23 protein-coding genes are annotated in these 25,752 nt (G+C 62.8%); 9 read left to right on the top strand and 14 right to left on the bottom strand.

Annotated elements, in window-relative coordinates; all coding sequences use genetic code 11:
- The first annotated feature begins 326 nt into the window (after positions 1 to 326).
- Positions 327 to 1,082 (top strand): bestrophin-like domain, encoded by a 756-nt coding sequence (locus tag I41_RS25535; protein ID WP_145435847.1) that lies wholly within the window; start codon positions 327 to 329, stop codon positions 1,080 to 1,082.
- A 40-nt stretch (positions 1,083 to 1,122) separates the two neighbouring features.
- On the opposite strand, the gene I41_RS25530 is transcribed toward I41_RS25535, so the two are convergent.
- Positions 1,123 to 2,361 (bottom strand): OmpP1/FadL family transporter, encoded by a 1,239-nt coding sequence (locus tag I41_RS25530; protein WP_168207163.1) that lies wholly within the window; start codon positions 2,359 to 2,361, stop codon positions 1,123 to 1,125.
- A gap of 360 nt (positions 2,362 to 2,721) precedes the next feature.
- Here I41_RS25530 and I41_RS25525 point away from each other — a divergent pair, with 360 nt between their 5' ends.
- Positions 2,722 to 5,238, top strand: a complete 2,517-nt coding sequence (locus I41_RS25525) for an arylsulfatase (protein WP_145435845.1) — start codon at positions 2,722 to 2,724, stop codon at positions 5,236 to 5,238.
- Positions 5,239 to 5,272: 34 nt separating this feature from the next.
- Here I41_RS25525 and I41_RS25520 read toward each other — a convergent pair whose 3' ends face one another.
- The 9 genes from I41_RS25520 to I41_RS25480 all read right to left on the bottom strand — a co-directional run bounded on the left by I41_RS25520 (position 5,273) and on the right by I41_RS25480 (position 12,943).
- On the bottom strand, positions 5,273 to 5,872 hold the full coding sequence (locus I41_RS25520) for a methyltransferase family protein (RefSeq protein ID WP_145435844.1): 600 nt from the start codon (positions 5,870 to 5,872) through the stop codon (positions 5,273 to 5,275).
- A 60-nt stretch (positions 5,873 to 5,932) separates the two neighbouring features.
- On the bottom strand, positions 5,933 to 6,547 hold the full coding sequence (locus tag I41_RS25515; RefSeq protein ID WP_145435843.1) for a glycosyltransferase family 2 protein: 615 nt from the start codon (positions 6,545 to 6,547) through the stop codon (positions 5,933 to 5,935).
- Between the two features lie 109 nt (positions 6,548 to 6,656).
- Positions 6,657 to 7,733, bottom strand: coding sequence for a M56 family metallopeptidase (locus I41_RS25510; RefSeq protein WP_145435842.1), 1,077 nt, complete (start codon positions 7,731 to 7,733; stop codon positions 6,657 to 6,659).
- A complete protein-coding gene (locus tag I41_RS25505; protein WP_145435841.1) occupies positions 7,730 to 8,116 on the bottom strand; it encodes a BlaI/MecI/CopY family transcriptional regulator in 387 nt (128 codons plus the stop codon). Before I41_RS25505 ends, I41_RS25510 begins: the two co-directional genes overlap by 4 nt.
- 14 nt (positions 8,117 to 8,130) lie before the next feature.
- A complete protein-coding gene (locus I41_RS25500) occupies positions 8,131 to 9,060 on the bottom strand; it encodes a DUF1559 domain-containing protein (RefSeq protein WP_246133752.1) in 930 nt (309 codons plus the stop codon).
- A gap of 136 nt (positions 9,061 to 9,196) precedes the next feature.
- A complete protein-coding gene (locus I41_RS25495; protein WP_145435840.1) occupies positions 9,197 to 10,582 on the bottom strand; it encodes a beta-1,3-glucanase family protein in 1,386 nt (461 codons plus the stop codon).
- Between the two features lie 244 nt (positions 10,583 to 10,826).
- Positions 10,827 to 11,228, bottom strand: coding sequence for a DUF4253 domain-containing protein (locus I41_RS25490; protein WP_145435839.1), 402 nt, complete (start codon positions 11,226 to 11,228; stop codon positions 10,827 to 10,829).
- A 114-nt stretch (positions 11,229 to 11,342) separates the two neighbouring features.
- Positions 11,343 to 12,494 carry an RtcB family protein gene (locus I41_RS25485; RefSeq protein WP_145435838.1) on the bottom strand — a complete coding sequence of 384 codons (1,152 nt, stop codon included), beginning with the start codon at positions 12,492 to 12,494 and terminating at the stop codon, positions 11,343 to 11,345.
- Positions 12,491 to 12,943, bottom strand: a complete 453-nt coding sequence (locus I41_RS25480) for a ribosome-binding factor A (RefSeq protein ID WP_145435837.1) — start codon at positions 12,941 to 12,943, stop codon at positions 12,491 to 12,493. The genes I41_RS25485 and I41_RS25480 overlap by 4 nt, the downstream gene beginning before the upstream one ends.
- Positions 12,944 to 13,544: 601 nt before the next feature.
- On the opposite strand from I41_RS25480, the gene I41_RS25475 reads away from it, so the two are divergent.
- The 4 genes from I41_RS25475 (at position 13,545) to I41_RS28385 (ending at position 18,925) form a co-directional block, all read left to right on the top strand.
- Positions 13,545 to 14,024: a MarR family winged helix-turn-helix transcriptional regulator gene (locus I41_RS25475; protein ID WP_145435836.1), complete on the top strand. Its 480-nt coding sequence runs from the start codon at positions 13,545 to 13,547 to the stop codon at positions 14,022 to 14,024.
- Between the two features lie 229 nt (positions 14,025 to 14,253).
- A complete protein-coding gene (locus tag I41_RS25470) occupies positions 14,254 to 14,952 on the top strand; it encodes a pirin family protein (protein ID WP_145435835.1) in 699 nt (232 codons plus the stop codon).
- Between the two features lie 221 nt (positions 14,953 to 15,173).
- Positions 15,174 to 15,608, top strand: a complete 435-nt coding sequence (locus I41_RS25465; RefSeq protein WP_145435834.1) for a DoxX family protein — start codon at positions 15,174 to 15,176, stop codon at positions 15,606 to 15,608.
- Positions 15,609 to 15,781: 173 nt separating this feature from the next.
- Positions 15,782 to 18,925, top strand: coding sequence for a PVC-type heme-binding CxxCH protein (locus tag I41_RS28385; RefSeq protein WP_145435833.1), 3,144 nt, complete (start codon positions 15,782 to 15,784; stop codon positions 18,923 to 18,925).
- A gap of 160 nt (positions 18,926 to 19,085) precedes the next feature.
- Here I41_RS28385 and I41_RS25455 read toward each other — a convergent pair whose 3' ends face one another.
- From I41_RS25455 to I41_RS25440, 4 genes are all read right to left on the bottom strand, one after another.
- Entirely contained in the window at positions 19,086 to 20,342 is a 1,257-nt protein-coding gene (locus tag I41_RS25455) for a tetratricopeptide repeat protein (protein ID WP_145435832.1), read from the bottom strand.
- A gap of 63 nt (positions 20,343 to 20,405) precedes the next feature.
- Positions 20,406 to 21,638, bottom strand: a complete 1,233-nt coding sequence (locus I41_RS25450) for a tetratricopeptide repeat protein (RefSeq protein ID WP_145435831.1) — start codon at positions 21,636 to 21,638, stop codon at positions 20,406 to 20,408.
- A gap of 111 nt (positions 21,639 to 21,749) precedes the next feature.
- Positions 21,750 to 23,105: an AAA family ATPase gene (locus I41_RS25445; protein WP_145435830.1), complete on the bottom strand. Its 1,356-nt coding sequence runs from the start codon at positions 23,103 to 23,105 to the stop codon at positions 21,750 to 21,752.
- 148 nt (positions 23,106 to 23,253) lie between these two features.
- Positions 23,254 to 23,751 carry a DinB family protein gene (locus tag I41_RS25440; RefSeq protein ID WP_145435829.1) on the bottom strand — a complete coding sequence of 166 codons (498 nt, stop codon included), beginning with the start codon at positions 23,749 to 23,751 and terminating at the stop codon, positions 23,254 to 23,256.
- 308 nt (positions 23,752 to 24,059) lie between these two features.
- Between I41_RS25440 and hpf the strand changes: the two genes are divergently transcribed.
- The 3 genes from hpf (at position 24,060) to I41_RS25425 (ending at position 25,523) form a co-directional block, all read left to right on the top strand.
- Complete coding sequence (gene hpf / locus I41_RS25435; RefSeq protein ID WP_168207162.1) at positions 24,060 to 24,425, top strand: ribosome hibernation-promoting factor, HPF/YfiA family; 366 nt, start codon at positions 24,060 to 24,062, stop codon at positions 24,423 to 24,425.
- Positions 24,426 to 24,588: 163 nt separating this feature from the next.
- The gene (locus tag I41_RS25430; protein WP_145435827.1) at positions 24,589 to 25,065 is read left to right on the top strand and encodes a PTS sugar transporter subunit IIA; all 477 of its coding nucleotides are present in this window, start codon (positions 24,589 to 24,591) and stop codon (positions 25,063 to 25,065) included.
- A gap of 134 nt (positions 25,066 to 25,199) precedes the next feature.
- Entirely contained in the window at positions 25,200 to 25,523 is a 324-nt protein-coding gene (locus I41_RS25425) for an HPr family phosphocarrier protein (RefSeq protein ID WP_145435826.1), read from the top strand.
- Positions 25,524 to 25,752: the final 229 nt, after the last annotated feature.

The raw sequence follows: 25,752 nt of genomic DNA, 5'->3' as shown, positions 1-25,752 counted from the left end.
TTCCGTCACGGGCCGCATTATCTCATGGGGCGCGGGGAAAAACGAGATGGCCAAATTGGCCGCCTTGACAAGCATTTTCCACCCCGAGTTGCAGAAGGCGCTCCTGCCAGGACGCGAGGGCGCCAAGAACCGGCGGATAATGCGTGTGCGCCGTTTCTCTTGCTTGAGTGCAGCGACTGGTCGTCGATAAGATAAAATGCGTGCTGGGGCATGGGTTTTTTCGGGCGAACCGCGTCGCCGCCCATGGCTCACCATCTGCACGGCGCTGGCAGTTCTCTGGAGAACCCCGCGCCGGTCGCCCGCACGGCCACGGGGAAAGTTGAGTGATGTCGACGACGACCATCCTGCTGCTCGTATTCGCGCTCGTTTTTGGCGCAGCCTTGTTCGGGATGTTCTTGCGCCGCATCTTGCCGGAACATCACTTTAGCTCCGACACGAAAGAAACCATCAAGGTGACGATGGGCTTCGTCGCGACGATGTCCGCTTTGATCCTGGGTTTGCTGGTCGCCTCGGCGAAGGACTCGTACGACAAGCAGGCCAGCGGCGTCACCGAGATGGCGGCCAAAGTGCTCTACTTGGATCGCCTGCTCGCCAATTTTGGTCCTGAGACCAACGACGTGCGGACGCTATATCGACAAGTGGTGGAGCAAGTCGCGCAGCGGATGTGGCCCCATAGCAAGATGGGAGAGTCGGTACTCGATCCGACGGCCGTCCACGCGGAGCAATTGCTCGGGGAGATCGAAGCGCTGCAGGCCAAGTCGGACTTGCAAACGGCGCTGAAGTCGCAGGCAACGTCGGTCTGTTTGGAAGTCGGCGAGCTGCGCTGGCTGGAGTACGAGCAAGCGACCGCATCGGCGTCGATGCCGCTGATCTGCATCATGGTGTTTTGGACCGCGGTGCTCTTTGCGAGCTTCGGGATGTTCGCCCCGCGCAACGGCACGGTGATCGCGGCGGTGGCTTTGGCCGCGCTGTCAGTCGCCGGCGCGATCTTTCTCATCCTGGAATTGCGAAGCCCCTTCGTCGGGGTCCTGCAAATTCCGAACACGCCGTTCGTTGACGCGCTGGAGCATCTCGGCAAGTGACGCGCGAGCGTTGGCGAGGGGGGCTGTCCGAGCCGCCGACCTACGGAGCGACCGAGCCGCGACCGAAGCGCCACGTGAGGCCGAGGCCGGCCCAGTAGCTTTCGACGCTGACGGCCGTGTTGGCGCCGAGCTGGTCGGAGCCGAGGAACATGCCGCCAGCGAGCAGATCGAGGTCGACGCCAGGGAGGACGTCGCTGAACCCAATGCCGCCGGAGAGGCGATGCTCGCCGACGACGGCCAGCTGGGCCTGCAGGTATTTGACGCCAGGGACGCCGCCGGGGATGGGAATGCCGGCGACCGAGTCGCCGGTCGTCGGATCGATCGGATTTTGGGCCAAGGCATAGCCTGCGCGGAGCTTGCAGCGCCGGGTGAGCTGGTACTGCGAACCGAGCTGCATCACCCACTGGTCGCGGTAGACGTTGCCAAAGAGGTCGGAGCCGTTCCAGTTCAGGTAGAGCACGTCGGCGGCGAGCAAGAGGTCGCCGTCGAGAAAGCTGCTGTTGGCAATGCCGAGACCGACGGTGCGCGGCAGCTCGAGTTGAACGTCGCGCGAGTCTTCGAACTGGCCGTTGAGAAGTTCGAGTCGCACGGCGTCGCGAAAGCGAAAATGTTGGCGCGTTTGATAGTAAGCGCCTAGTGATGTGGCGTCGGTGAGCTCGTAGCTCATGCCGAGCCCGCCGCGGATGCCGTAGGCGTTGGTCATGGCGCCGTCGCCGACGAACGGGCCGTCGAGATAGCCGGCGCCGGCGAAGAGGGTCGAGCCGACCGAAAGACGATCGGTCAGTTGGACGGCGGCGGAAGGGGCGAACTGAAGGATGCTGAGATAGGTCGAGGTGCCGTTGCTGGCGGAGACCTGGCGGAAGTCGGTTCCCGCGCCGGCCGATCCGACCAGAGCCATGCCGAGGGTGACCGGCAAGCCGTAGGCGGTGAGTTCCTGAGCGACGCCGATGTTGGGCACGGCCGTGCCGGGTGTTTGCGACTTGGCGCTGAAGGGGGTGATGCCGGGCAGGGGGACGTTACCTGTCTGGTCGATGTTGAAGGTCCCTTCGGCCCAGGCGCTGCCGACGGTGAAATTGGTGCCGTGGTATTGCGTGAGGGCGGCCGGATTGCCGTTGATGGCGGAGAGAAAGTCCTGAGGTCGGGCGACGCTGGTTCCGCCCATGGCGCCGGAAGCGGGCATCAGCGAGTTGCGGAGGTCGACGCCGTAGGACTGGGCCGTCGCGGAGCGCGCCGCCAAGGCGATGCAGAGGGCGAGGGCCAAGCGGAGAGCGGGGCGCATGGGTAGCGTCCTCGGATGGGGGGAAAACGCCTCAGCGGGCGGCAAACGCCGAGCACTGAGCTTGGCAATTGATCGACCACCCATAGCGTGGGAGACGCGGCAAAACAGTTCCAGCCGCGATTTTCGCTATGACCGCGCCCGGATTTCCGGCGCCGCCGGCAGAGTTTCGCAGGGGGGCGGCCTGCGGTCGGCGGCGCCTCGTTCGGCCGCGTGCGCCATTTCCGCGCGAAACTGCCGGGGGAATGCCGTCGGTTTCTACTCGCCGCGGGCGTGATTCTCTACAATGCCCGTCGGCAATGCGGAGCTTGGCGCGCGCCTTGTTTGGCAGCACAGCACACTCCTTCAAATGACGGGGCAACGATGATGCGCACGTTCTTTTGGGCGGCCGCCTGCTTGGCCGCCATGAGCGGTTTCTCAGCCGCGGTCCGCGGCGACACGGCGATTGAAACGACCGGAACGCCAGGCGCGCCGAGCGCGACGACGACGATCGACGGGAAGCAGTTGCCGGCTCCGGAGCCGAAGTTTGGCGGCGTCATCGGGGAAACGACGCAAAAGTCAAAGCCCTGGTGGGCTCCGCGGATCGTGCCGCCGAAGAAGGCGCCGAACGTGCTGTTGATTATGACGGACGACTCCGGTTTTGCCGTGCCGAGCACCTACGGCGGCGTCATTCCGACGCCGAACATGGATCGGATCGCGAAGAACGGGCTGCGCTACACGCAAGTCTATTCGACCGCGTTGTGCTCGCCGACGCGCGCGGCGCTGATCACCGGACGCAATCACCATTCAGCGGGCTTCGGCGTCGTGGCGGAGCAGGCGACAGGATTCCCTGGGTACAACAGCTTGATCGGCCGCGACAAGGCGACGATCGGCCGCGTGCTGCGCGACAACGGGTACGCGACTTCCTGGTTTGGAAAGGATCACAATACGCCGACGTTCGAGGCGAGCGCGATCGGGCCGTTTGAACGCTGGCCGACGGGGATGGGCTTTGAATACTTCTACGGGTTCGTCGGCGGCGACGCCAACCAATGGCAGCCGAACCTGTTTCGGAACACGACGCAGATCTATCCGTTTGAAGGCAAGCCTGATTGGAACCTAGTCACGGCGATGGCCAACGAAGCGATCGACTGGATGAATCAGGCCCACCAAATCGATCCGAGCAAACCTTTCTTTTGTTATTACGTTCCCGGCGCGACGCACGCGCCGCACCATCCGACGAAGGAGTGGGTGGAAAAGATTCAGAAGATGCACTTGTTCGACGACGGTTGGAACAAGCTGCGGGAACGAATCTTCGCCAACCAGAAGCGGCTGGGGATCATTCCGCAGGATGCGCAGCTTTCGCCGTGGCCGAAGGAAATCCTGAAAGAGTGGGACGCCTGCAGCGCCGAAGAGAAGAAGCTGTTTATCCGGCAGGTCGAAACGTTCGCCGCCTTCGCCGCCTACAACGATCATGAGATCGGCCGCGTCATCCAAGCGGTCGAGGATATGGGCGAGCTCGACAACACGCTGATTATCTACATCAACGGCGACAACGGCACGAGCGCCGAAGGCGGATTGTACGGTACTCCCAACGAGGTGGCGTTCTTCAACGGGGTGACCGTACCGGTGGAAGCGCAGATGAAGTGGTACGACGTGTGGGGGACGGCGCAAACGTACAACCACATGTCGGCGCATTGGGCTTGGGCGTTCGACACGCCGTTCAGCTGGTTCAAGCAGATCGCTTCGCACCTGGGCGGGGTGCGACAAGGGATGTGCATTTCGTGGCCGGCCGGCATCAAGGATCGGGGCGGCGTGCGGAATCAATTCACCCATGTGATCGACGTTGTGCCGACGATCCTCGAAGTGACGGGAATCGCCGCGCCGGAACTGGTGGACGGCATCAAGCAGGCGCCGATCGAGGGAACGAGCTTCGCTTACACGTTTGATCAGGCAAGCGCGGAGGCCCCGTCGCGGCACACGACGCAGTATTTCGAGATGTTCGGCGATCACTCGATTTACCACGAGGGTTGGCTGCTGAGCACCAAGGTGACGCGGCCGCCGTGGGAAGCCTTTGGCGCGGTGAACCCTGATCCGGTGAACAACGTCGCCTGGGAACTCTACCACCTGGAGGAAGACTTCTCGCAGGTCAACGACGTCGCGGCCAAGCATCCGGACAAGGTGGCGGAGCTGAAGAAGCTCTTCCTGAGCGAGGCGCGGAAGTACAACGTCTTGCCGCTCGACGCGTCGGTGGCGCCGCGGATCGTGGCGCCGCGGCCGAACATCACCGCGGGGCGCAATGAGTTCGTCTACACGCGACCGATGGTTGGCTTGCCGCAGGGCGATTCGCCGTTTTTGCTCAATAGTTCGTACACGATCACGGCGGAGATCGACGTGCCGGCGGCGGGCGCCGAGGGCATGATTTTGACTTCCGGCGGCCGGTTCGCGGGCTACGGCTTCTACCTGCTGAAGGGAAAGCCGGTGTTCTTGTGGAATCTCATCGATCTCGAACGAGTCAAATGGGAGGGGCCGGAGGCGCTCGCGCCGGGCAAGCATACGCTCGAGTTCGACTTCAAGTACGACGGCCTCGGCGTGGGGACGTTGGCGTTCAACAACCTCAGCGGGCTGGGGCGCGCGGGGACGGGGACGTTGAAGGTCGACGGCAAGGAAGTCCAGACGATCAAGATGCCCAAGACGCTGCCGATGATCCTGCAGTGGGACGAGAGCTTCGACATTGGATCGGACACGCTGACGGGCGTGAACGACGCCGACTATCAACCGCCGTTCGCGCTCACGGCGACGCTTGAGAAGCTGACGATCAAGGTCGATCGGCCGATGCTCTCGCCGCAAGACGTCAAGCAGCTGGAACAGTCGCAGGCGGCGGCGGTTGACGGCGCGCGTTAGTCGCTGTGCAAGTTGCTTTGATTTGCAGGGCGCTTTAGACGTGCTGCCAGAGTTGCAGGCCGACCAGCCCGAGCACGGTGGCGGCGACCGCTTGATATTCGCGGTTGCGGCGCCATTGGTAGGCGCTCCATTGACCGGTGCGGACCGCGAGCGTGCGCGGTAGAAAGCGCGGCGTGGCGGCGGCGTACTGCTGCCACACGGCGCCGTACTGCGCCGAGAGAATGCCTTCCTCTTGTTTGATCGTGCTCAAAAACAACAGCGCGAAGGGGCCGACGATCAACCAAACCAGGCGGCCTTGGCCGATCAAGATGCAGAAGCCGATCAGCATCAGCATCGAACCGATGTACAGCGGATTGCGAACGATCGAGTAGGGGCCGACGGTGGTTAACTCGGCGTACTTGCGCAAGGTGCCGGCCGCCCACGAACGAATCGCCAATCCGCCGACCACGAGGAGCACGCCGATCCACGACTGGGCATCGCCGAGATTGGTCAGGTCGTGGGGCTGAACGCCGGCCATCAGGCTGCCGACGACGAGGATGGCGCCGACGGCGAAGGTGATATGGACGCGGCGCTTGACGATGCGGGCCGCCCAATCGTGCTGGGGCGCGATGTTTCCGTCTGCGGTTGACATCATCTTATGGGCTCGATGGCGCTTGATTTGGCGCTGGTTTGAGTTTGGGGAACATCACGGGCCTTAGCCCGCTTGTTGTTGAAGGATTTGGCGTCGCGTGGCGCTGGCTCCCAAGTCGACGGCGACGGGGGTCAGATTGAGCAGCGACTCGCGGTGAAACAGTTTGAGGCCTCGTGGCGCGTCGCGCAGATCCGTGGCGCTGAGTGCGGCTTGAAGTCGATTGAACAGCTTGAAGTATGCCGTACGCATGGGAGGCTGTCGGCGGGCGACTCCGCCGCCGCAGACAATGTCGTAAGCCCGCGACAACAGCGCCAGGCGATCGAGCCGCGCGACGTCGCACTGGCCGGCGGCGTCGGCGAACAGGACGAGGTCGCAGGTCGCGGCGAGAAAACCTGACTTGAGCGCCGCGCCGTACCCGCGATTGGGCTCGTGATGAACTAGTCGGACGGCGGGATTCTTGGCCGCAAGGGCCTGCGCGACGGCGGAGGAGCCGTCGCGTCCGCCGTCATCGATAATCAGAATCTCGAACGCGGGGACGATCCGCGCCAGCGCTTCGTCGACGCCAGCAACGGTCCGGGCGATCGAGCCCGCTTCGTTCCAGACGGGGAGCAACAGCGAGACGCTGACGCCAGGTGCGTCAACTGGCGCGGGCGAAACAATTGGCGAGAGTGGGGTCATCGTGGCATCCGTGCAACGCAGGGCTCATGGTTGTGTCGCGTAGTCAACTATTAAAACATTAGTAATTTCGGGCGAAAAACTTCAGAATGAAGAGGTCGCGCCGCTGCAATCAGCGCTGCTGGGATAACTCGTAAACTTGCAGACGCCCCTCGAACTGATCGAAGTCCCGCACCGAGACGTCGAACACGTGGAGGGCGGCGGCCGACCAGGAGGGCCAGGGGGAGTAGCCGGATTTTGGCGAGGCCAGGGGATTGGTCGGCAGCCAAGCCTGGGAGAGAAGAAGAGCCGCCAAGAGAAGACACGCCGGGGCGAGCCTCGCAACACGCCCCGCCCGCGCTGGACCAGACTGGGCGAGTCGCTGCGCCCGGATGCGCAATTCGCTGCTCGACGGCGAAATCGCGAGCACGGCGCTGCCCGGCCGCTGGAGTTCGGCGTAGCGCAGCAGCGTCTTCAAGTAGCTGGCGGCGGAAGCGCCTTGGTCGACGGCGGCCTCATCGCAGACAAACTCGCGGGCGAGGGCGGCGCGGCGCCCGGCAGTCCAGATTGGGGGCACGAACCAGAAGACCGTCTGAACGAATCGCTGGACGAAGACTTGCAGCGGATGATGCGTGTGGAGGTGGGTCAATTCGTGGCGCAGCACATGGCGCAGCTCCGCGGCGTCGCCGTCAATGAGCGACTGCGGCAAATAGACCGCCGGTTGATGAAACTGGTAGCAGAAAGGTCCCGCCGCCTCGGGAGCCACGCGAAACTGAACCGATCGTCCGGCGAACCTCAGCAGCGCCTGCGGCGCCGCGGCGCGAAGCCGATCTTGTTCCGCGCTGGCGGCCAGCGGGCAGTGCTGGAGGAAGCGGCGCAGCCGCCAGAAATCAATCATCCACTGCGCGGCAAGGCAGCCCAGGCCCGCCAACCAAATGGTCAGTAGAACCAGAGCGGCCGCTTGCTGGAGGTTGATCATGCGCAGGAGATCGCCGTCGCTGAGGGTTTGCCAGGGATGAATCCACTGGGCGCGCGGGAGCAAGAGCCCGGCCGCCAGAAGCCCGACGAGCGCCGCGTAGTAGCAGACCCAGACGCGGGTTTTAACCATGGCCGCCGGAGCGCGACGTTCAAGCGCGACCGCGGCGATGGTGATCGCCGTCACCTGCACGGCGAGGGAAACGATGACTTCGAACCATTGGAGGGCGTTCACTTCGCGGCCTCCAACTCTTCGATCAGGCGTTTTACTTCGGCCAGGTCGTCGGCGCTGATCGACTCGTCGCGCACCAGGTTCAAGACCAGCGACTTGACCGAGCCGCCGAAGAGGCGTTTGGCGACTTCCTGCGACATCGAACCTTGAACGGCGTTGCGATCGACGGCTGGCTCGTAGAGGAATGCGCGACCGCGCTTGCCGCACTGCGCGACGAATCCCTTGTTTTCCAGAATGCGGACCGTCGTCATCACCGTTGTGTAGGCCAGTTCGCGCGGCAAGCGCTCGACGACGTCGGCGACGGACGCGGGAAATTGATCCCAGATGACGTTCATCACCTCCGCCTCGGCGGCCGTGAGGACTAACGTGTCGGCTGGTTCGTTCATGCGTCCATCGTCCATCAGGGAGACTCCGCGCGGCGGGCGAGTCGCTGGTACGCGCTCGAATCAATGTCTTCGCTGAGCAGCGACACATGCCCGTCCGCCCAAGCGAACAGCGAGCCGTCGGCGTGACGGCTGCTGAACTCGCATTCGTCGCAGGCGGTGCAGTTGGGGCGGGTGATCGCGGACCCGACCAACCGGCAAGTCGCATCTTCGCCGCGGAGATCGACGCCGAGCCAAGTCGAGGGGACCATTGCCATGGTTCGTTCGCCGACGAGCAGCGTGTCGCTGAGCCCGCGCTCGAAATCGGACCAGCGGACGCGGCGATTATGCACGACGGCGCCTTCGCCAAAAGCGGGATTGGCGGCGGCGAAGGGTTCGTACGCTTCGTCGCCTTCAGAATTGCCGAACACGCCTTGGTAGTTGGCGGTCGGGATGCGGATCAGCGCGGCGCCGGAACTGGCGACTGGATCGCCGTCGGGGGACTCGGGCCAAAGATCGAAGAACGCTTCGGTGATGTCGGAAGGGCAGATCAGCTCGGGCAACTCGGCGACCTGCTGTCCCGCGACGGCTGGTCGCGCGTCGGCGTCGATATGGCTCGCCAAATTCGCTTGCTCAAGATCGGGCAAGATTTTTACGGCCCAGCCGTAGGCGAAACGCTTGTCTGACGCGGCCAAACGCCAGGCGGCGGGCAGTTCGCCGGCGCGGTCGTGATGGAGTTGAAAGGCCGTGCCAATCTGGCGGAGCCGGTTCGAGCAGGTGGTGCGGCGGGCGGCTTCGCGCGCGGCCATCAGCGCGGGTAGCAGCAGCGCGGCAAGCAGGCTGACGACGCCAATGGCGACGAGCAATTCGAGGACGGTGAAGCCGGGCACGGGCGTCGCGCGTTCCGCAGTTGCGCACTGGGGGGCGCGAGAGCGTTGATTGCGGTGCTTGCCATCCATGCGTTGCATCCAGCCTCCGTGCTGATGCGACTGTTTTACTAATTCTTTCGTAGTTTGGGCAATGCCGGTTCGGGGGGGCGGCGCTGGAAGTTGCGCAGCCCTTGCTAGCACAGCATGGGAACAGTAGAGGGAGCGCGTACCCGCTTTAGCACCGGCAGGATGCCAGTGTCACACGTCGTCGTCGGGCGACCAGCGTTATGGCGGCGCCGAGGGCTAGGATCGCGGCGCTTGCTGGTTCAGGGAGATCCGGATTGCCGGCGCCGGCGCCCGTTTCGCGGAGAAAGACGAGCTCGAGCGTGTCGACCTCCGCGGGGTTGAGCGGCGCGACGACGTGGGCGAAGCGGTCGGTGTAGGCGAAGTTGTAGGCGTCGGAGAGCTCGCTCATCTTCGCGGCCCACTGGTTGTAGTAGGGGTGGCTCGGCTGCAGCGCGGCGAAGCGCTGGGTGAGGGCGAACCATTGCTGGCTCTCCATCTGGCCGACTTGCTGGCCGCCGACTTCGACGGTGCTGCCGAGGGCGCCGATGTTCAGGCCGGCGAAGAGGTCCGCGATGATCCAGCCGAAGAGATCGTTCTGCGGCGTCATGGGGGCGCCGTCGAGTTGGAAGTGGGGGTTGGCGCCGTAGATGGCGGCCGGGTTGTTCAGTTCGTCGTGATGGAACGTGAGGGTGTGGTTGCCGACGGCGGCGCCGTGGCCGGTGAGCGTGATATTTTGCTGGGCGTCGATCGTGGCGGTGAAGTCGTAGTCCTGGGCTTGATGGGGCGCGGGGCCGCCGCCGGTGCCGTTGAAGTGGCCCTTGATGCGGGCGATCGTGCCGCCGTGGCTTTGGCCGTACGCGTGGAGGTAGTCGAGGTAGCCGTCGAAATTGTCGTACGGCGAGGCGGGGAGGCCCGGCGGCGGCGGGTAGACGCTGGGGCCGATGACGCGGACGAAGTTGTTCGATCCGTCGCGCACGACCGCGGCGGCGTGGGGCGTGGCGATCGACTCCATCGCGGCGAGCGTGACGCTGGTGGGCGATGCCTTGAGCGACTTCACGAGCGTGCCGCCCGTGCCGCCGTGGTAGACGTTCAGGCCGACGGGGATGCTGAAGTAGTCAAACGACGTCGCGTTGGCGACGTCGGCGGGGTTGCCGTGGTAGGTAATTTCGACCTTGTCGTACCGTTTGTGAGCGTTGGGATCGCTCGGATTGACGGGCGAGGGTTCGTAGCCGGCGTGGGTGAAGTTCCAGGGCGAGCCGTAGCCGACGTAGATGCGGCCGCTGAACGAAGTGAGGTCGACGCCCTGGGCGAGGGTATCGAGCGTGTACCAGTGCTCGCTGCCGAACTCGCTTTTGGCGAGCGGGGCGCTGGTGGCTTTGTTGGTAGCGGTGAGGGCTTCAGCGCCGACGAAGCCGATGTAAACCTGCGCGTCGGGGAGGCCGGAGGTATTTTTGAACTTGATCGCCAGCGGGGCGGCGTGGGCGGGGGCGAGCGACAGGCAGAAGACTGCGGTCGCGCAGACTGAGAAGAAGCGCGAGGTCAGACGGCGAGGCATACGTTTCTCCAGGCGTGGAATTGCGAAAGAATTCGTTGCGACGAATCGCGCCTGGCAGCGTGCGGGCCGCCGGTTGATTGGGGAGCCCGTTAGTATGATTAGGGGGCGGGGCGGCGTCCAATTTGTGTGTCGTGCGGGGAAAAAGCAGGTCTCACGCAAAGGCGCGAAGGCGCAAAGGGAAACAACGGATAGGCATTCTCTTTTTGCGCCTTCGCGCCTATGCGTGAAATAGTTCGGAATAAAATCAGTCCCACCAGAGGGCGACCTGCCGGTGCTTGGCCAGTGAGCGTTGCAAGAGTTCGAGTCCGTATTGCTCGTCTTCGAAGTCGACTCCTGTCGTCAGTTCCAACAGTTCCGGCGGGAGTTCCTCGCCCGTTTCGTCGGCCATTTCGATCATCTCGGCGAAGCAGCCGAAGTGCTGATCGATCGTATCGGGGCAGAACTCGTAAATCTCCGCCGCTAGCGCCGGTACGTCGTCGACGGGAATCGCATTGAACGTCACCGTGACGGCGTCGTGCGCAACGTCGCTCAGCGTGACGCCGTACTTGGCGTCCCAAGTTTGGAGTTGGGCGATGATTTGATCGGCGTCGAGGTCGTAGTTCGCGCCGTTGGTGTCGGCGTCGCGGAGGGGCTGGTATTTGTCCATTGCTTTCCCAATGCAGATGAAGAGTCAAGAGATGGGGCGCCGGCGCGGCTTTGACAAATGCGCGGCTTGGACAAAGTATAGCCAGTTGTTGACAATTGTCGCAGCTGAATCGTTTCAGAGACCCTTATAAGTTAGTAGCGGTCGCAACGTGCGGATAACCTTCGTGAGTTCCCGCTGCGCTTGCATCACTTGCCGAATATCCTTGTATGCCGCGGGGGCTTCTTCACGGAGATAGCTCGCACGACGTTGGTCGAACCAAAGCTTGCCGACTTGGCGGCGGAGGTCGGCGCCGTTGAACTTACGGCTCGCTTCGGTGCGGCTGAGGCGGCGGCCGGCGCCGTGGGAGCAGGAGGCGAGGGCGGTGGAACAGCCACGGCCGGCGGTGTGGTAGCTCGGCGAACCCATCGAGCCGGGGATGACGCCCGGTTCGTCGACGGCGGCGGATTGGGCGCCCTTGCGGTGGATCCAGTAATGTTCGTCGCCATGGCGCTCGCGCTGGACGTGGTTGTGATCGCTGTGGATGAGGGTTGACCAATCGGCTTCCACAGCGAAGAGATGTTGCATCATCTCGGCGAGGGCGTGGAGCATCGCGAGGCGATTCGCGCTGGCGTAACGGCGGGCCCACTCGGCGTCGGCGAGGTAGGCCTGGCCGGCGGCGGTCGCGGCGTCGAGATAGGCGAGGCCGCTGCCTGACGGGGTGGCGCGCTCCATGTGCCAGAGCGCGATCGCCTGGCCGACGGCGCGGGAGCCGCTGTGAAGCATCGCCCAGAGCCGGCCTTGCTCGTCGGCCTGCAGTTCGAAGAAGTGGTTGCCGCGCCCGAGGGTGCCGAGTTGGACGCGGCCGTCGCGGGCGGCAATCCGTTTGAGGCGGTCGTCGCTGAGGTGGAGTTCGTCGATGGCGGGGGGATTCGCGCGGGCCTTGGGGTGTTTGTTGGCCGGGACGTGGGCGTAGAGTTGCGACAGCAGGCGGCCGGCGGCGAGTTCGTTGTCAAGCAGCGAGGCGTCGGCATCGAGTGCGAGGGCCGCCATGCCGCAGCCGATGTCGCTGCCGACGGCGGCGGGGTAGATCAACTCGCGGGTGGCAACGACGGCGCCGACGCAGACCTCCTTGGCGAGATGCACGTCGGGCATGATCGCCACCGCGGCGACGTCGTCGCTGGAGCGGAGGCGCTCGATTGACAGGGCGACTTGGCGATCGATTGGTTCGGTCAGCCAGGCGCGGATCGGCGGCAGAGGGGAATCATCCGTTGGCGTGGAATCGTTCATGCGTCGCCTCCTGTCGCTTGAGTTGTCGCTTCGCCGTCGTTCGGGCCAATGACGACGAAGCTGAGGTTCGGCGCCTTGCGACGCGTGATGGCGGCGGCGACCGCAGAGCGGAGCAGTCCGGTCACTGCAGCTAGTTTGTGTTCGATGGCGGCACGGTCGAACGATCCGTCGTCGCTGGTCGCCACGAGCGTGACCAGCATGCGCGACGCGTCGGGCGCGGGGACGACCGATGCGACGCGCAGCGCGTTGAGCGCCGCGTCGCCAAGTTCGCCGGCGAGGATCTGATCGATCGTCTCGCCAACTTGACGGCAGAGCTGCTGGGCCTTGCGATCGGGCTTATCGCGGTGCGAACGGAGCTTGAAGAATTCACGGGGGTCGACGCCATCGTCTTCGTGGATAGCGTCGCAGTGCGCAAGCATTTGCTCGCGCGTGCGCTTGTCGAGCGACATGGAAACTCTCTCGCTGGGAGGAATGTGAGCCGCGCGTTGCAGGTCGTCCCGAGTTCAGCCCCCGGCTTCGCCGGGGGGTAGCGTCACGCAGGGCGACGACTACCGGCATGGCGGCCGACCCCCTGGCGGAGCCAGGGGCTGAAATGGGCGTAATGAGTGCGCAGGCGACTGATCGATTGGGAATCAGCGATGAGCGAGAGCCTGGCCCGCGGGGCCAGCGGGCGTCGAGAAGGACGCATGAGGCTTAGCGGAGCGACAGGCTCACGAGGGCAGTAGTGAGGATGAAGGTGCGCATGACGGGCTCCTTATGTTGAGGGCTGCAAAGAATGGCCGACGGGGAGTTGGACAATTGGCACGGCCGGCAGGTTCGCGGGTGGGGCGTGTCCCGGAGCAGGTCGTTGCGCGATCAACCTCGGGCGGAACGATGCGACGCTTTCAGCGTTGGAGGGGGTGCGGTTGTAGTTGAGGGCGGGTAGAGGCGGGTGCAAGCACCGCACCCTACGGATTCCCAGCGAGTCGCTTGACAGGCATGTATTTCACATGTAAGATAATGGCATGGCGATTAAATCGCCGATAGTTATTCGTGACGGAGGGAAGTTTCATGTCGGGCGGTTCGCTACAAGCTGAGCTGAAGAAACGCGAGCCGTTCGTTTGCGCGGAGCAAGAGGCGATGATCGGCTTGTGGCGGGTGAGCGACTGGTCGATGAATCGGTTCGGGGCGCTCTTTCGCGACTACGAACTGACGTCGTCGCAGTACAACGTGTTGCGGATTTTGCGGGGGGCGGGGGAGCCGTTGCCGGTGCAGGAGGTGGCTGGACGGATGATTCAGCCCGTGCCGGCCATGACTGGGTTGGTCGATCGACTCGAAAAAGCACTGCTGGTGGAGCGGCGGCGGATTGCCGATGACCGGCGGGTGATTCATGTCTCGCTGACGAAGAAGGGGGAGGCCGTGCTGAAGAAACTTGATAAGCCGGTGGTGGAACTGCACGAGAAACTCATGACGGGGTTGTCGAAGAGCGAAGTGAAGCAGTTGGTCGGGCTGATAGAAAAGCTCGCGGGGAAGATGCGCGGGTGTGAGTGAGTAGCGTTTTTTTCGCCACAATATCTTACATGTAAGGGATTGTGGCGATGGGGCGGTCAGTTGTCAGTTGTCAGTTGTCAGTTGTCAGTGGTCCGTTGTCAGTGGTCCGTTGTCAGTTGCGTCGGGGGAGTGACTTCTTCCTAGCAACTGACCACGGACGACGGACCACTGACAGCGCCAAAAGAGTCGTTGTCAATTCAGAACAGGTCCAAAGAAAGGAAGGCTGAGAATGATTCGCGTACGGAAGAGCAACGAGCGCGGCTTGGGGGATCATGGTTGGTTGCGGAGCCGGCATACGTTTTCGTTTGGGCAGTACTACGACCCGCAGCAGATGGGTTTCCGGTCGCTGCGGGTGATGAATGAAGACCGCGTCGCGCCGGGCAAGGGCTTTGGCACGCATCCGCATGACAACATGGAAATCATCTCCTATGTGCTCGACGGCGAGTTGGCTCATCGCGACAGCATGGGCAACGGCTCGACGTTGACGCCGGGACGGTTCCAGCGGATGAGCGCGGGAACCGGCGTGACGCACAGCGAGTTCAATCCTTCGCCGGAGAACACGGCCCACTTCTATCAGATCTGGATCGAGCCGAATCAGAAGAATGTGACGCCGAGCTACGAGGAACTCGACGTGCCGACGGCGGAGAAGCGGAATCGGCTGCGGTTGGTCGCTTCGCCCGACGGGCGCGACGATTCGTTGACGATTCACCAAGACGCGGCGATCTACCTCGGCGATTTGGAAGCGGGGAAGGAAGCGTCGTTGCCGTTGGATTCGGGTCGGCACGCCTGGGTGCAGGTCCTGCGCGGCGCTGCGACGGTGAATGGCGAGAAGCTGACTGCCGGCGATGCGGCGGCGGTAAGCGAAGAGGCTGCCGTGGCGATCCGGGCTGAAGAAGCAGCTGAGGTGATGGTGTTCGATTTGGGTTGAAAAATGTGAAACACGACGACCCGACGAGCACGACGGGGGGAAATGACGAGTGACGAAATCCGAATGACGAATGAGTCGTTCGTCGCGTGAGATCCAGTTCGTTTAGTTCGTCGTCGTGTCCTTCGTGTCGTCGTGGTTCAATTCTGAGCGAATTTCCTTGGCGTCCCTGGCGGTTCAACATCGAAATTTATTAGTTATTCAAATTCGCAGGAGAGACTGTCGTGAGTAATCCACTGATCGGTTTGACGAGCGTGGCAGGGCGCGTACTGCTCGTCGGCATCTTTTTCATGAGCGCCGTGGGGAATAAGATTCCTAACTTCTCTCAGATCGCTGGCTACATGGCGAGCGAGGGGGTGCCGGCGCCGACGGTGATGTTGACGGGGGCGATTGCGTTCCTGATCGTCGGCTCCGTCTTGATCGCCGTCGGTTATCAGGCCCGGGTCGGAGCGGCGCTGCTGCTGGTGTTTCTCGTCGCGGCGACTTACTTCTTTCACGACTTCTGGACGTTCGACGACCCCGCCGAGCGGCAGCAGCAGACGATTCAATTTATGAAGAATGCGTCGCTCGTGGGGGCGATGCTGTTCATCATGGCGAATGGGGCGGGGGCTTGGAGTTTGGATAATCGGCGGAGCGCGGCTGAAACGACGACGGCGTAGGCAAGAATTTAACCGCCAAGGACGCCAAGAACGCTAAGGAAATGCGCGGGTAGCGCGTGAGGAAATGACTGGCGGCGGGGCGCGGGGGCAAGTTATGGTAAAGCGGCGCCGGCGGGCTGCGGTTTGGCCCGGTCGGTTCTTTTCCCCGCATTGCACCGTTCGGGCCGTGTCCTATGAAGCTGCTGTTGGTTGCGTTGTTGCTGGTTTGCCTACCGCTAATCGCTTGCGGGGATGATGCGACGGGAGACGAGCATGTCGCGGCGCAGTCTGTGGAGCAGCTCGAGGTTCACCCCGATCTGGAGGTGAAACTCTTCGCGTCGGAGCCGATGTTGACCAATCCGGCGTCGATCGACGTCGATCATCTGGGCCGCGTCTGGGTCTGCGAGGCGATCAACTACCGGGCGTTTGCGAACGCCGACGTCATTGGCGATCGGCAGGAGGGGGATCGCATTCTGGTGCTCGAAGACACGGACGGCGATGCGGAGGCCGACTCGTCGACGGTGTTTTATCAGGGGCACGATGTTGATTCGGCGCATGGAATCCTTGTGCTGGCGCGCGGCGATGGCCAGGAAACTCGCGCGCTCGTCTCGGCGCTCGATAGCGTTTTCTTTTTGATCGACGACGACGGCGACCTCAAAGCCGATCGCAAGGACGTGCTCTTCACCGGCATCGGCGGGGCGCAGCATGATCATGGGGTGCATGCGTTCCACTTCGGACCTGACGGCAAGTTGTACTTCAACATGGGGAACGCAGGGGAGCAGATTAAGGACAAAGAGGGTCGACCGATCGTCGATCGGATGGGTCATGAAGTGAACGATTCGCGGCAGCCGTACCAGCAGGGGATGGTCTTTCGCTGCAATCTGGATGGGAGCGGCTTCGAGACGCTGGCGTGGAACTTTCGCAACAACTGGGAGGTCTGCGTCGATTCGTTCGGCACGATGTGGCAGTCGGATAACGACGACGATGGCAACCAGGGGGTGCGGATCAACTATGTGATGGACTACGGCAACTATGGCTACAACGACGAGTTGACCGGCGCCGCGTGGGGCGAGCCGCGGACCAACATCGAGGCGGAAATTCCGCGGCGGCATTGGCATCTGAACGACCCGGGGGTGATTCCGAATCTGCTGCAGACGGGCGCCGGGGCGCCGACGGGAATTTGCGTCTACGAAGGGAACTTGCTGCCGAAGGCGTTTCGCGGAGCGCTCATTCATACCGATGCGGGGCCGAACATTTGTCGCGCGTATCGAACGAAGCCGGACGGCGCGGGGTACACGGCGGAGGTCGTCGACATTATCGACGGCTCGCGAAACCAGTGGTTTCGGCCGAGCGACGTCTGCGTGGCGCCCGACGGGTCGTTGATCGTCGCCGACTGGTACGACCCGGGCGTCGGCGGACATCGGATGCAGGATGTGGGGCGGGGGCGGTTGTATCGGGTGACGCCCAAGGGCGCGGCGGCGAAGGAATATAATGTGGCGGCGGTCGACGTCTCGACGCCGGCGGGAGCGGTGAGCGCGCTGCAGTCGCCGAATATGGCGACGCGGTACGTGGCTTGGACGGCGCTGCAGGCGATGGGCGCGAAGGCGGAGCCGGCGCTGCGGGAGATGTTCGCGTCGGAGAATCCGGCGATGCGGGCGCGGGCAATGTGGGCGCTGGGGCGCCTCAATTCGCTTTCACCTCACGCGGCGTTGGTTGTGCATGAAGCCCTCAAAGATCGCGACGCGAACGTGCGAGTCGCTGGGATACGTCTGGCCCGTGAAATGGTGACGGGAGAATTGCAAGGTTTGGCGCTATTCGCGGTCGCCAATATTGAAGAACCGTCGCCTGCCGTTCGCCGCGAGATGCTGTTGTGGATGCACGACGCCAAGCAAGAGTGGAAGTGGCATGCGCCGGATGAACGCGAATCGATGGCCAGTCGCTGGGCGCAACTGGCGCTGCAATACGACGGGAAGGATCGCTGGTATCTGGAGGCGCTCGGAATTGCGGCTGAGGGTCACTGGGATGAATGTTTGAAGCGCCTGGAGCAACTGAGCGACGTCGAGTGGCAAGCGTCAGCCGCGGCGCGTGATATTTGGTGGCGTTCGCGCGGGGCGGAGACGAGCGCGCGGCTTGCGGCGATCATCGCCGATCCGCAGACGCCGCTGGCGGAACTGCCGCGTTACTTTCGCGCACTTGATTTCCAGTCGCGAGAAGCGATGCAGGCCGCGGTGGAAGGGTTGGCCTTTGACGACCTCGCAGGACTCTCACCTGAGCAGGCGACGCTCGTGCGGGCGGAGGCGCTCAACCGGTTGGAAGGGTGCGATCTTTCGCAAGATGCCGCGCGGTTAGCGGCGCTCGACCAGGCGCTCGATGCCTGTCGGGGGACGGAACAGTTTGTGCGGCTGACCGACAAGTTTCGCGCGTCGCATCGTTTGGCGGAACTGTTGACGCTCGCGCAGGGGCAGGCGGCGTCGCAGTTGGCGGTTGATGCGCTCGCGGTGTTGTATGCGAGCGAACAGTGCCGGCCGGAGGGATTGTTCGACCTCGCTTTGCGGAGCGATGACGCCGAGTTGGTATCGCAGACGCTGGCTGCGATGGCGACGGCGGCCGATCCGCGCGGCAACGAACTGCTGCTGGCGCTGGCGCTCGACGCCGATCGACCGCTCGCGGCGCGGCGGGGGGCGGTGAAGGCGCTCGGCGCCAACGCGGGCGGGGCCGAGCAACTATTGCAACTCGCACAGCGCCAGGAGTTCCCTGAACAATTGAAAGAGGCGTGGGCGGCGGCGCTGGCGGCGGCTCCCTCGCCTGAGATTCGCACGCAAGCGGCGGCGATCTTTCCAGCGCCGCCGACGAAGGACAGCACGCCGTTGCCCTCACTGGCAGAACTGGTGGATTCGACCGGCGACGCGGAGCGCGGGAAGGTCGTGTTCAACGCGACGGGAACGTGCCGCAATTGTCACCAAGTGAACGGCGACGGGACGGAAGTGGGACCCGACTTGTCGGAGATCGGCAAGAAGCTCGCGCGGCCGGCGATGTTCGAATCGATTCTTTATCCGTCGGCGGCGATCAGCCATAACTTTGAGAACTGGGTCGTGCTGACCGACGACGGGCTCGTGCATGGCGGTCTGCTGGTGAGTGAGACGGCTGACGAACTGAAGCTCAAGGATGAGAAGGGAATCGTGCGGTCGATTCCGACGGCGACGATTGAGGAGAAGTCGAAGTCGGAGGCGTCGCTGATGCCGGCCGATATTCAGAAGTTGCTGACCGCGGCGGAGCTGGTTGATCTAGTGGAGTATTTGTCGACGCTGAAGGAGCGGCGGGGCGTTGGGATTGAATGACGAATGACGAATGACGAATGACGAATGGGGCAGGCGGGCGTTGATCCGCGTTTTTACCCCCCGGCTCCGCCGGGGGGTAGCGTTATGTGGGACGGCGCCTGCCGGTAGGGTTGCCGACCCCCTGGCGGAGCCAGGGGCTTAAAACGATGTGTGAGGCGCGCTAACGGCGGACGGTGACGGTGGCGAGGTAGTTGGCGAGCCAGGGGGTGGCGAAGGCGGCCAGCGCAAGGGCGCCGAAGCAAAAGCTGGCCCACTCTTGTTCGTAACTAAAGCCGATGATGCCGGCGATCCCCGTAAGCGCGATACCGCCGGCCAAGAGGCCGAGAGCCTGGCGCGGCCAGCCTTCCTCAACTTGATAGATCGTCACCAGCGGCAGCGCGAGGGCGGCGGCGACGAGCGCCGCGAGGCCGGCTGGTTCGAGTCCGAACGCGAAGAAGCCGACGGCGCCGGCCGCGACGACTGCTACGCAGCCGCCGAACCAGTTTGACGCCATGCGCTGGTCGCGCGAGAGCGCGTATCGGCCGAAGCGACTGAGACGAAGAAGGAGGTTGAAGAGCGGCGTCGCGAACCAAGTGAGCAGGACGAAGCCGAAGTAGAGAAACAGGATTGGATTCGCCCAGGTTTGGAGTTCGGGATTTTTACGCGACATATTGCGTAATAGCCTCGAGAGGAAGTAGCCGCCGAGGATGACTCCCCAGCGCGTTCGGTCGTCGAGTCGCGCCATCCAGAGGAAATAGGCGAGCATCCAGCGGTAGAGCGGATTGCGGGCCTTGAGGGCTTCGACCATGCCGTGTTTGGCGTAATCGTTTGTTGGGTCGAGGCGGAGGGCTTCGCGGAAATGCTCGAGAGCAAGGCGGGGCTTGCCATCGTGGAGGAGCGCCCAGGCCTTATTGACATGGGCATAGGAGTCGTCAGGGTTGCGGGCAAGCGATTGATCGACGCTGGCGATGGCTTCGGTTTGCATGCCGAGCATCGAGAGGGCCATTGCGCGAAGATTCGTGCAGGCGGCGTGCTCGGCGTCGTACTGTAGCCCTTCGGTTGTGGCGTCGAGGGCGGGGCGCCACTTGCGTTGACTGTAAAGCGATGTAGCCAATCGGGCGTAATTGTTGGGGTTGCTCGGGTTGAGTCGCACCGCCTCACGCGCGGCCGCCTCGGCTTCCTCGAAGCGATGTCGTTCCTCAAGCACGATCGCGCGGCAGAAGTGGGCGTAATCCCAATCGGGGGCGAGCGTGATCGCCTGCTCCACTTCGGCTTGCGCTTCCTGGAGCTTCTCCTGCCTCACTAGGCACAGGCCGAGTAGCGCGTGGGCGTGGGGATCGTGCGGCTTCTCAGCGAGGGCGCGGCGGAGTTCAAGCTCGGCGTCGGCGTAACGCGAGATTTGGTAGAGGTGGATGGCGCGGTTGAGGGGTTGGGCCATTGAGCGTCGTCGTCGAGTGCTGCGAATATCCAGATGGAAGTCGAATTGTAAAGCAAGTTTGGTCTAACGGCGGTGTAGAGAGATCAGGAACGATGAGAGAAGAGAAATGCTCCAGCACAGAATTGCATATTGAATCTGGAAGCCGTCTTCCAGAAATGTCATCGCCACAATGATCGGGGTGAACACTCCGACCGTCATCAGCATCCATAGCAAAACCGTGATCAACTCGTCTCGGTCACGTACTAGTTGGACAAACAGTTCGAAGTTTGGGATTAGCGCCAGCGTAAACGTCGCGACATATGGGTTGCCGGCAGCGACGATTGCGACAGCCGAGATCAATGCATGAATCATGATGGGGAATACAACGCGAATCAGCTCGGGAATAACCCGATACCAAGCGAGATCGAGATCTTTGCGGAACACAAACTTGCCGAATGCGATTGATAGCAAGTCGTTGCTCAAGGGAAGCGCCAAGATATTGAATGCCAACAGAAAGGCCGGCATTGCCAATCGAGCAGGTGGCAGTCGCAGGTAAGCGATGATCAGCAGGACAGTTGAAATAGTCGAAAGGAATAGCCATCGCCGCATGGGAGGCCATGAACCAAATCGCAATAGATGACTATCGATAACTCTAAACGGCCACAGGAGTCGGCCGTAGGTTCCGGCGATCGCGTCGCGGTCGTTGTACGACATCGGGTTGAGTCGCCGAGCCTCTAGGAGCGGGCCTAGCGCTTGGGAAGTCGAGCCGCCGCGTAGGTTAAGCGACCCTACCTGATGGTGCGCTGCAGGTGACATCGGGTTGCTTTTCAGGACTTGGTGAGCTGCCTCCTTCGCTTCGGGCAGGCGCCCTATTGCTGCCAACGCTTTGGCGCGCAGTAGAAGCGCGTCAGGGTCGCATGGATCTAGCGCGAGTGATTCATCAGTGCGCTTTAAGCACTCTTTGTAGTGGCGTCGCTGGAAGCTAAACTCTGCCCAGCGGCTAAGAAAACGTGGAGAACTATCGAGACGGATAGCCGCCTCAATCGCTCTTTCAGCAGCCACTGTTAATCCCTGGCGTTGTCGCACATAACTCTTAACGTAATGGGCATATGCGCAATTGGGGTCAAGTTCGATAGCACGTCGGATTGACTGATCTGCCTCGTGGATGCGACGGAGGTTCACTAGCGCTGCCGACATCAATGCATGAACTATTGCGGAGTCTGGGTGTTCCGCTAATTCATTGCGATAGCATTTGACAGCTTCGTCAAATCGCGACAAGGCGAATAGTGCCTGCCCGCGTTGGAAGTGGTCGCCCATGAGATGCGGTGATGCTCGAATCGAGGTCGCGGACGGTCGTTGCAGCGATCGGGGAGTTGCGGCGTCGAGAATCCCTCCCCTAGCCCCTCCCTTCGAGGGAGGGGAATAAGATTACATCTTCAAATGCTTCAAAATGTCGTCGTAAACGCCTCCCTGGTTCGAATAGAGCGCATAGTTCCGCGCCGTCGCAAACCATTCTCGCGTCGACGGCTTCACCGTCCCCGCCGCGGCGAGCAGGTCTTTCGTCCGCAGCGGTTCGAGCTTGCCGCTCTTCATCGCGTCGCGGAGCTTCGCTTCCACGGCGACGTCGACGACCGCCTTCATGTCGGCGCCGGAGAAGTGGTCGGTCTTTTTCGCGACCGCGTCGAAGTCGACGCCATCGGCCGGTTTGCCGGCGAGCATCAGTTGCAGGATCGAGGCGCGGGCTTCGCGATCCGGCGGCGGGACGAAGAGGATGCGGTCGAAGCGGCCCGGGCGGCGGAAGGCGTTGTCGAGATGCCAGGGGGCGTTCGTGGCGGCGAGGATCAGCAGGCCTTCGTTCGATGATTCGACGCCGTCGAGTTCGGAGAGGAACTGGTTGATCAGGTGGCGGCCGCCGCTATGACGCATGTCGGCGCGGCTGGCGCCGAGGGCGTCGACTTCGTCGAAGAAGAGGACGCAGGGGCGGTTGCGGCGGGCCTGTTGGAAGAGCTCGTGGAGATTCTTCTCGCTGTTGCCGATCCACATGTCGAGGACGTCGCTAATGCCGATCGCGAGAAAGCCGGCTTTCACTTGGCCGGCAGTGGCGCGAGCGAGGAACGTTTTGCCGCAGCCGGGGGGGCCGTACATCAGGATGCCGCCGCCGACTGTCTTGCCGTAGGCAGCGAACAGCTCGGGCTGCTCGAGCGGCAAGATGATCTTCATGCGGATCTCTTCCTTCACCGCGTCCATGCCGCCGACCTGGTCGAAGTTGATCTTCGGGCGCTCGATATCGAACTCGGGCGTGCCGGGGGGAAGTTCGCCGGCCGGCTCGCGATAGCGGCCTTCCTCATCGGCGGTGTCGAAGGAGTTCGACGAGTCGCGATCAAGTCCGAGTTCGCGGGCGAGTTCCGGATCGGCGGCGTCGGCGTCGATGTCGATGGCTTCGCGGTATTGGTGGGCGGCGCGTTGCGGCTCGCCGGCGCGGAGGAGGAGCTTCGCGTGCAGGATGTAGGCGCCGGCGGGGGGATCGTTTTGCTTGATGAGGTCTTCGACGATCACCAGCGCGGCGGAGTTCTTCGTTTGCTGATAGTACGCGTTGGCGAGGCCGAGCTTGAGATCGACCTGGTGGGGGACGACGTTGAGGGCTTCGCGGTAAGCGACTTCCGCTTCGTCAAAGCGGCCGAGCTTGAGGAGCGACTCGGCGAGATGCTTGTGGAGCGGAATGTTGGTGGGCGAGAAGCGGAGGGCTTCGCGCAAGGCGTTGATGGCGTCGTCGAAAGGAGGCATGACAGAGCGGGGGATTGATGATTTAGGATTGATGATTGCAGGTGTGGGGAAGGGGGCGTCGCTTCCGCTAGGCAAATCATATATCAAAAATCTTAAATCATACATTTTTTGTCTCCGCTCCGTCGGGTCGTTGACCCGCGGCTGCTTGTCACCACTGCGGGCTCAGGCCATGCAGCCGGCGGAGCAGCGCGATTTGGCCGGCGTGAACCGATTCGTGTCGCGAGCACCAGAAGAGCGACTCGCCGTACGTTTTCAAGAATCGGTGGGGTTGGATAATTGGCCGAGTCAGGTCGGCATCGGTGAACGCCGCGACTTCGGCCATCACCTGCTGATGGATGGCGTGGAGGTTGGCGAGCAACTCGTCGGGCGTTGGGTAGAGCGTCGGGTCGGCCTGCGGGATGCTATCGCGACCAAAAAGCTCGCGATAGTTGGCGGGGAGCCATGACGCGTCCTCGGGCTTTGGATCACGTTGGAACGCGACGCCGATGCGGTATTGGGCGATCGACAGATGCCCGACCTGCCAGGCGATATGGGTGACCGGCGGGTTCGGCATGAAGAACCAGGCGTCGGCCGGGAGGTCGGCCAGGAGGCCAAGGGTGTAGTCGCGAGCGGCGTTGATCTGGGTGATGGCGATGGAGAGAGACATGAGCTACAGGGGGAAGGAGGACGGGTAAGTGGGGAAGATGCCGGCGTTCTAGCTGGCGTCGATTCGCCTATCCAGAGGAGATAACGAGTGGTCTGGTTCGCCCAACTTGCGTGATTCTGCGGGTTTAGGTGCGTTTGTGGGCTTGGGAAAGAGCCGCTAGAATGGGGTGCTGGCCGCGCCGCGGGACCTAACCGGGCGAATGCCGGGGGGCGACCCCCGGCAGCGAACTAGACGGCCGGTAGCCATCGTTGCCGAGGCGGCCTGGGCCGAATGGCCCGCGCCACTACCAGACCAGAGGACTGCGAACCGTGCAGATCAGTGTATCGACGCGACATGGGCATTTGTCCGAGGCGACGCAAGAGAAGCTGCGGGCCAAGGCCGAGAAGCTCGTCAGGATTTTCGACCGTCTGATGTCGATCGAGATCGTCGTGGACTTGAAGGACGAGGCCAAACCCAAGGTCGATTTGCAAGTTTCCGCCGAGCATAAGCACGACTTCGTGGCTCACGAGCAGGGCGAGAACCTGTTGGGCGCCCTCGAGGCGGCGATCGGCAAGGTCGAGGAGCAGTTGCGGCGCTACAAGGAGCGGGTCGTCGATCGTCATCGAAATCCCGACGCCCGGCGGCAAGAGGCCCCGGTGGTTGGCGGCGATGGCGCGGAAGACGCCGAGGAGTAGGAGGAAGTGAGTCGGTTGCCAGGCGTTTAAGCGAATAAGTAAATGCCTTAATTACCTACTCACTGATGCACTTACTCACCTACTCACCCCAAAACACGAAAGCTAGCCGCCGAGCGCGTCTGCATTCGATAGAACGACCAATTGAGCGAAGGATACCCGGAGTATGAAGTTTGTTGATTTCGTCAATCGCAACGCGATCCGCACGAACGTGGAAGCGGACACGAAAGAAGATGTGATCCGCGCCATGGCGTCGTCATTGTTGGAAGCGGGCAAGATCGCCCAAGACCAGTACGATGGCATTGTGGAAGCGATTTTGAAGCGCGAAGAGCTAGGCAGCACGGGCATTGGCCGCGGGGTGGCGGTTCCCCACACCAAGCACCCGAGCGTCCACGAGTTGATCGGCGCCGTGGCCGTGAGCGACGAGGGAGTCGACTTCGACAGCCTCGACGGCGAGAAAGTCCACTTGCTGTTTTTGTTGATTTCTCCGCCCGATCGTCCCGGCGATCACTTGCGAGCCTTGGAGAACATCTCGCGCCAGCTGCGCGACGACACGTTTTGCCGGTTCCTCAAGCAGAGTAAGGAGCCGGCCGACGTGTGGCAGCTGTTGGAGGAGGCCGACAACAATCAGTTCGGTTCTTAGGAGCTGTCAGCGATCAGCTGTCAGCTGTCAGCCAGAAAGTGAACAGGTCCGCCGTCGTCTAGCGAGCGGGCTGAGGATTGTGGAGAAAGGTTTGGCTGAAAGCTGATTGCTGAAAGCTAACCGCTATTTGATTCATGTCATCGCCCGCGGCACAACGCGTCGTCGTCATCAGCGACAAGGACCCGTTAGGCCTCCATATTCGGCCGGCAGAGCAGTTTGTGCGACTGGCGATGAAGTTTCCTTGTGAGATTGAGGTCGTTCGCGAGAGCGTTCGGGCCGACGGCAAGAGCATCATGCATATGCTCACGCTGGGAGCCGAGCCGGGCGCTCAGTTGCGGCTGGAAGCGCGCGGCGAAGAGGCTGAGCAGGCGCTCGACGCCTTGGCGCGGTTCATCGAGAACGGCTTCGTATTGGACCAGACAGAAGGTCAGCCTCCGGCGGACGCAGGGGGCGGTTGAGGTGGAGGCCGGCGGAGGATCGCCCGGCCTGAGGGTTCGTCATGTCGAGGTTCGCCGAGCAGGCTGGGTGCTCGGCGAACCTCGGGGTGATGAAAATGAACCACCGAACACCGTCGCCATCCGTTGGGGATGCTGGCGGACCGAATTGATGAAGCGCGCAGGCCGATGGCTGCCGGCGCGACAAGCATACACTGAAGATCGAGAGAGCGTCCTCGTTGCCTCCCCGAGA

Origin of the sequence: Lacipirellula limnantheis (assembly GCF_007746075.1) — a bacterium.
Classification (GTDB): Bacteria; Planctomycetota; Planctomycetia; order Pirellulales; family Lacipirellulaceae; genus Lacipirellula; species Lacipirellula limnantheis.
This window is presented reverse-complemented; position numbering and strand designations above follow the sequence as displayed.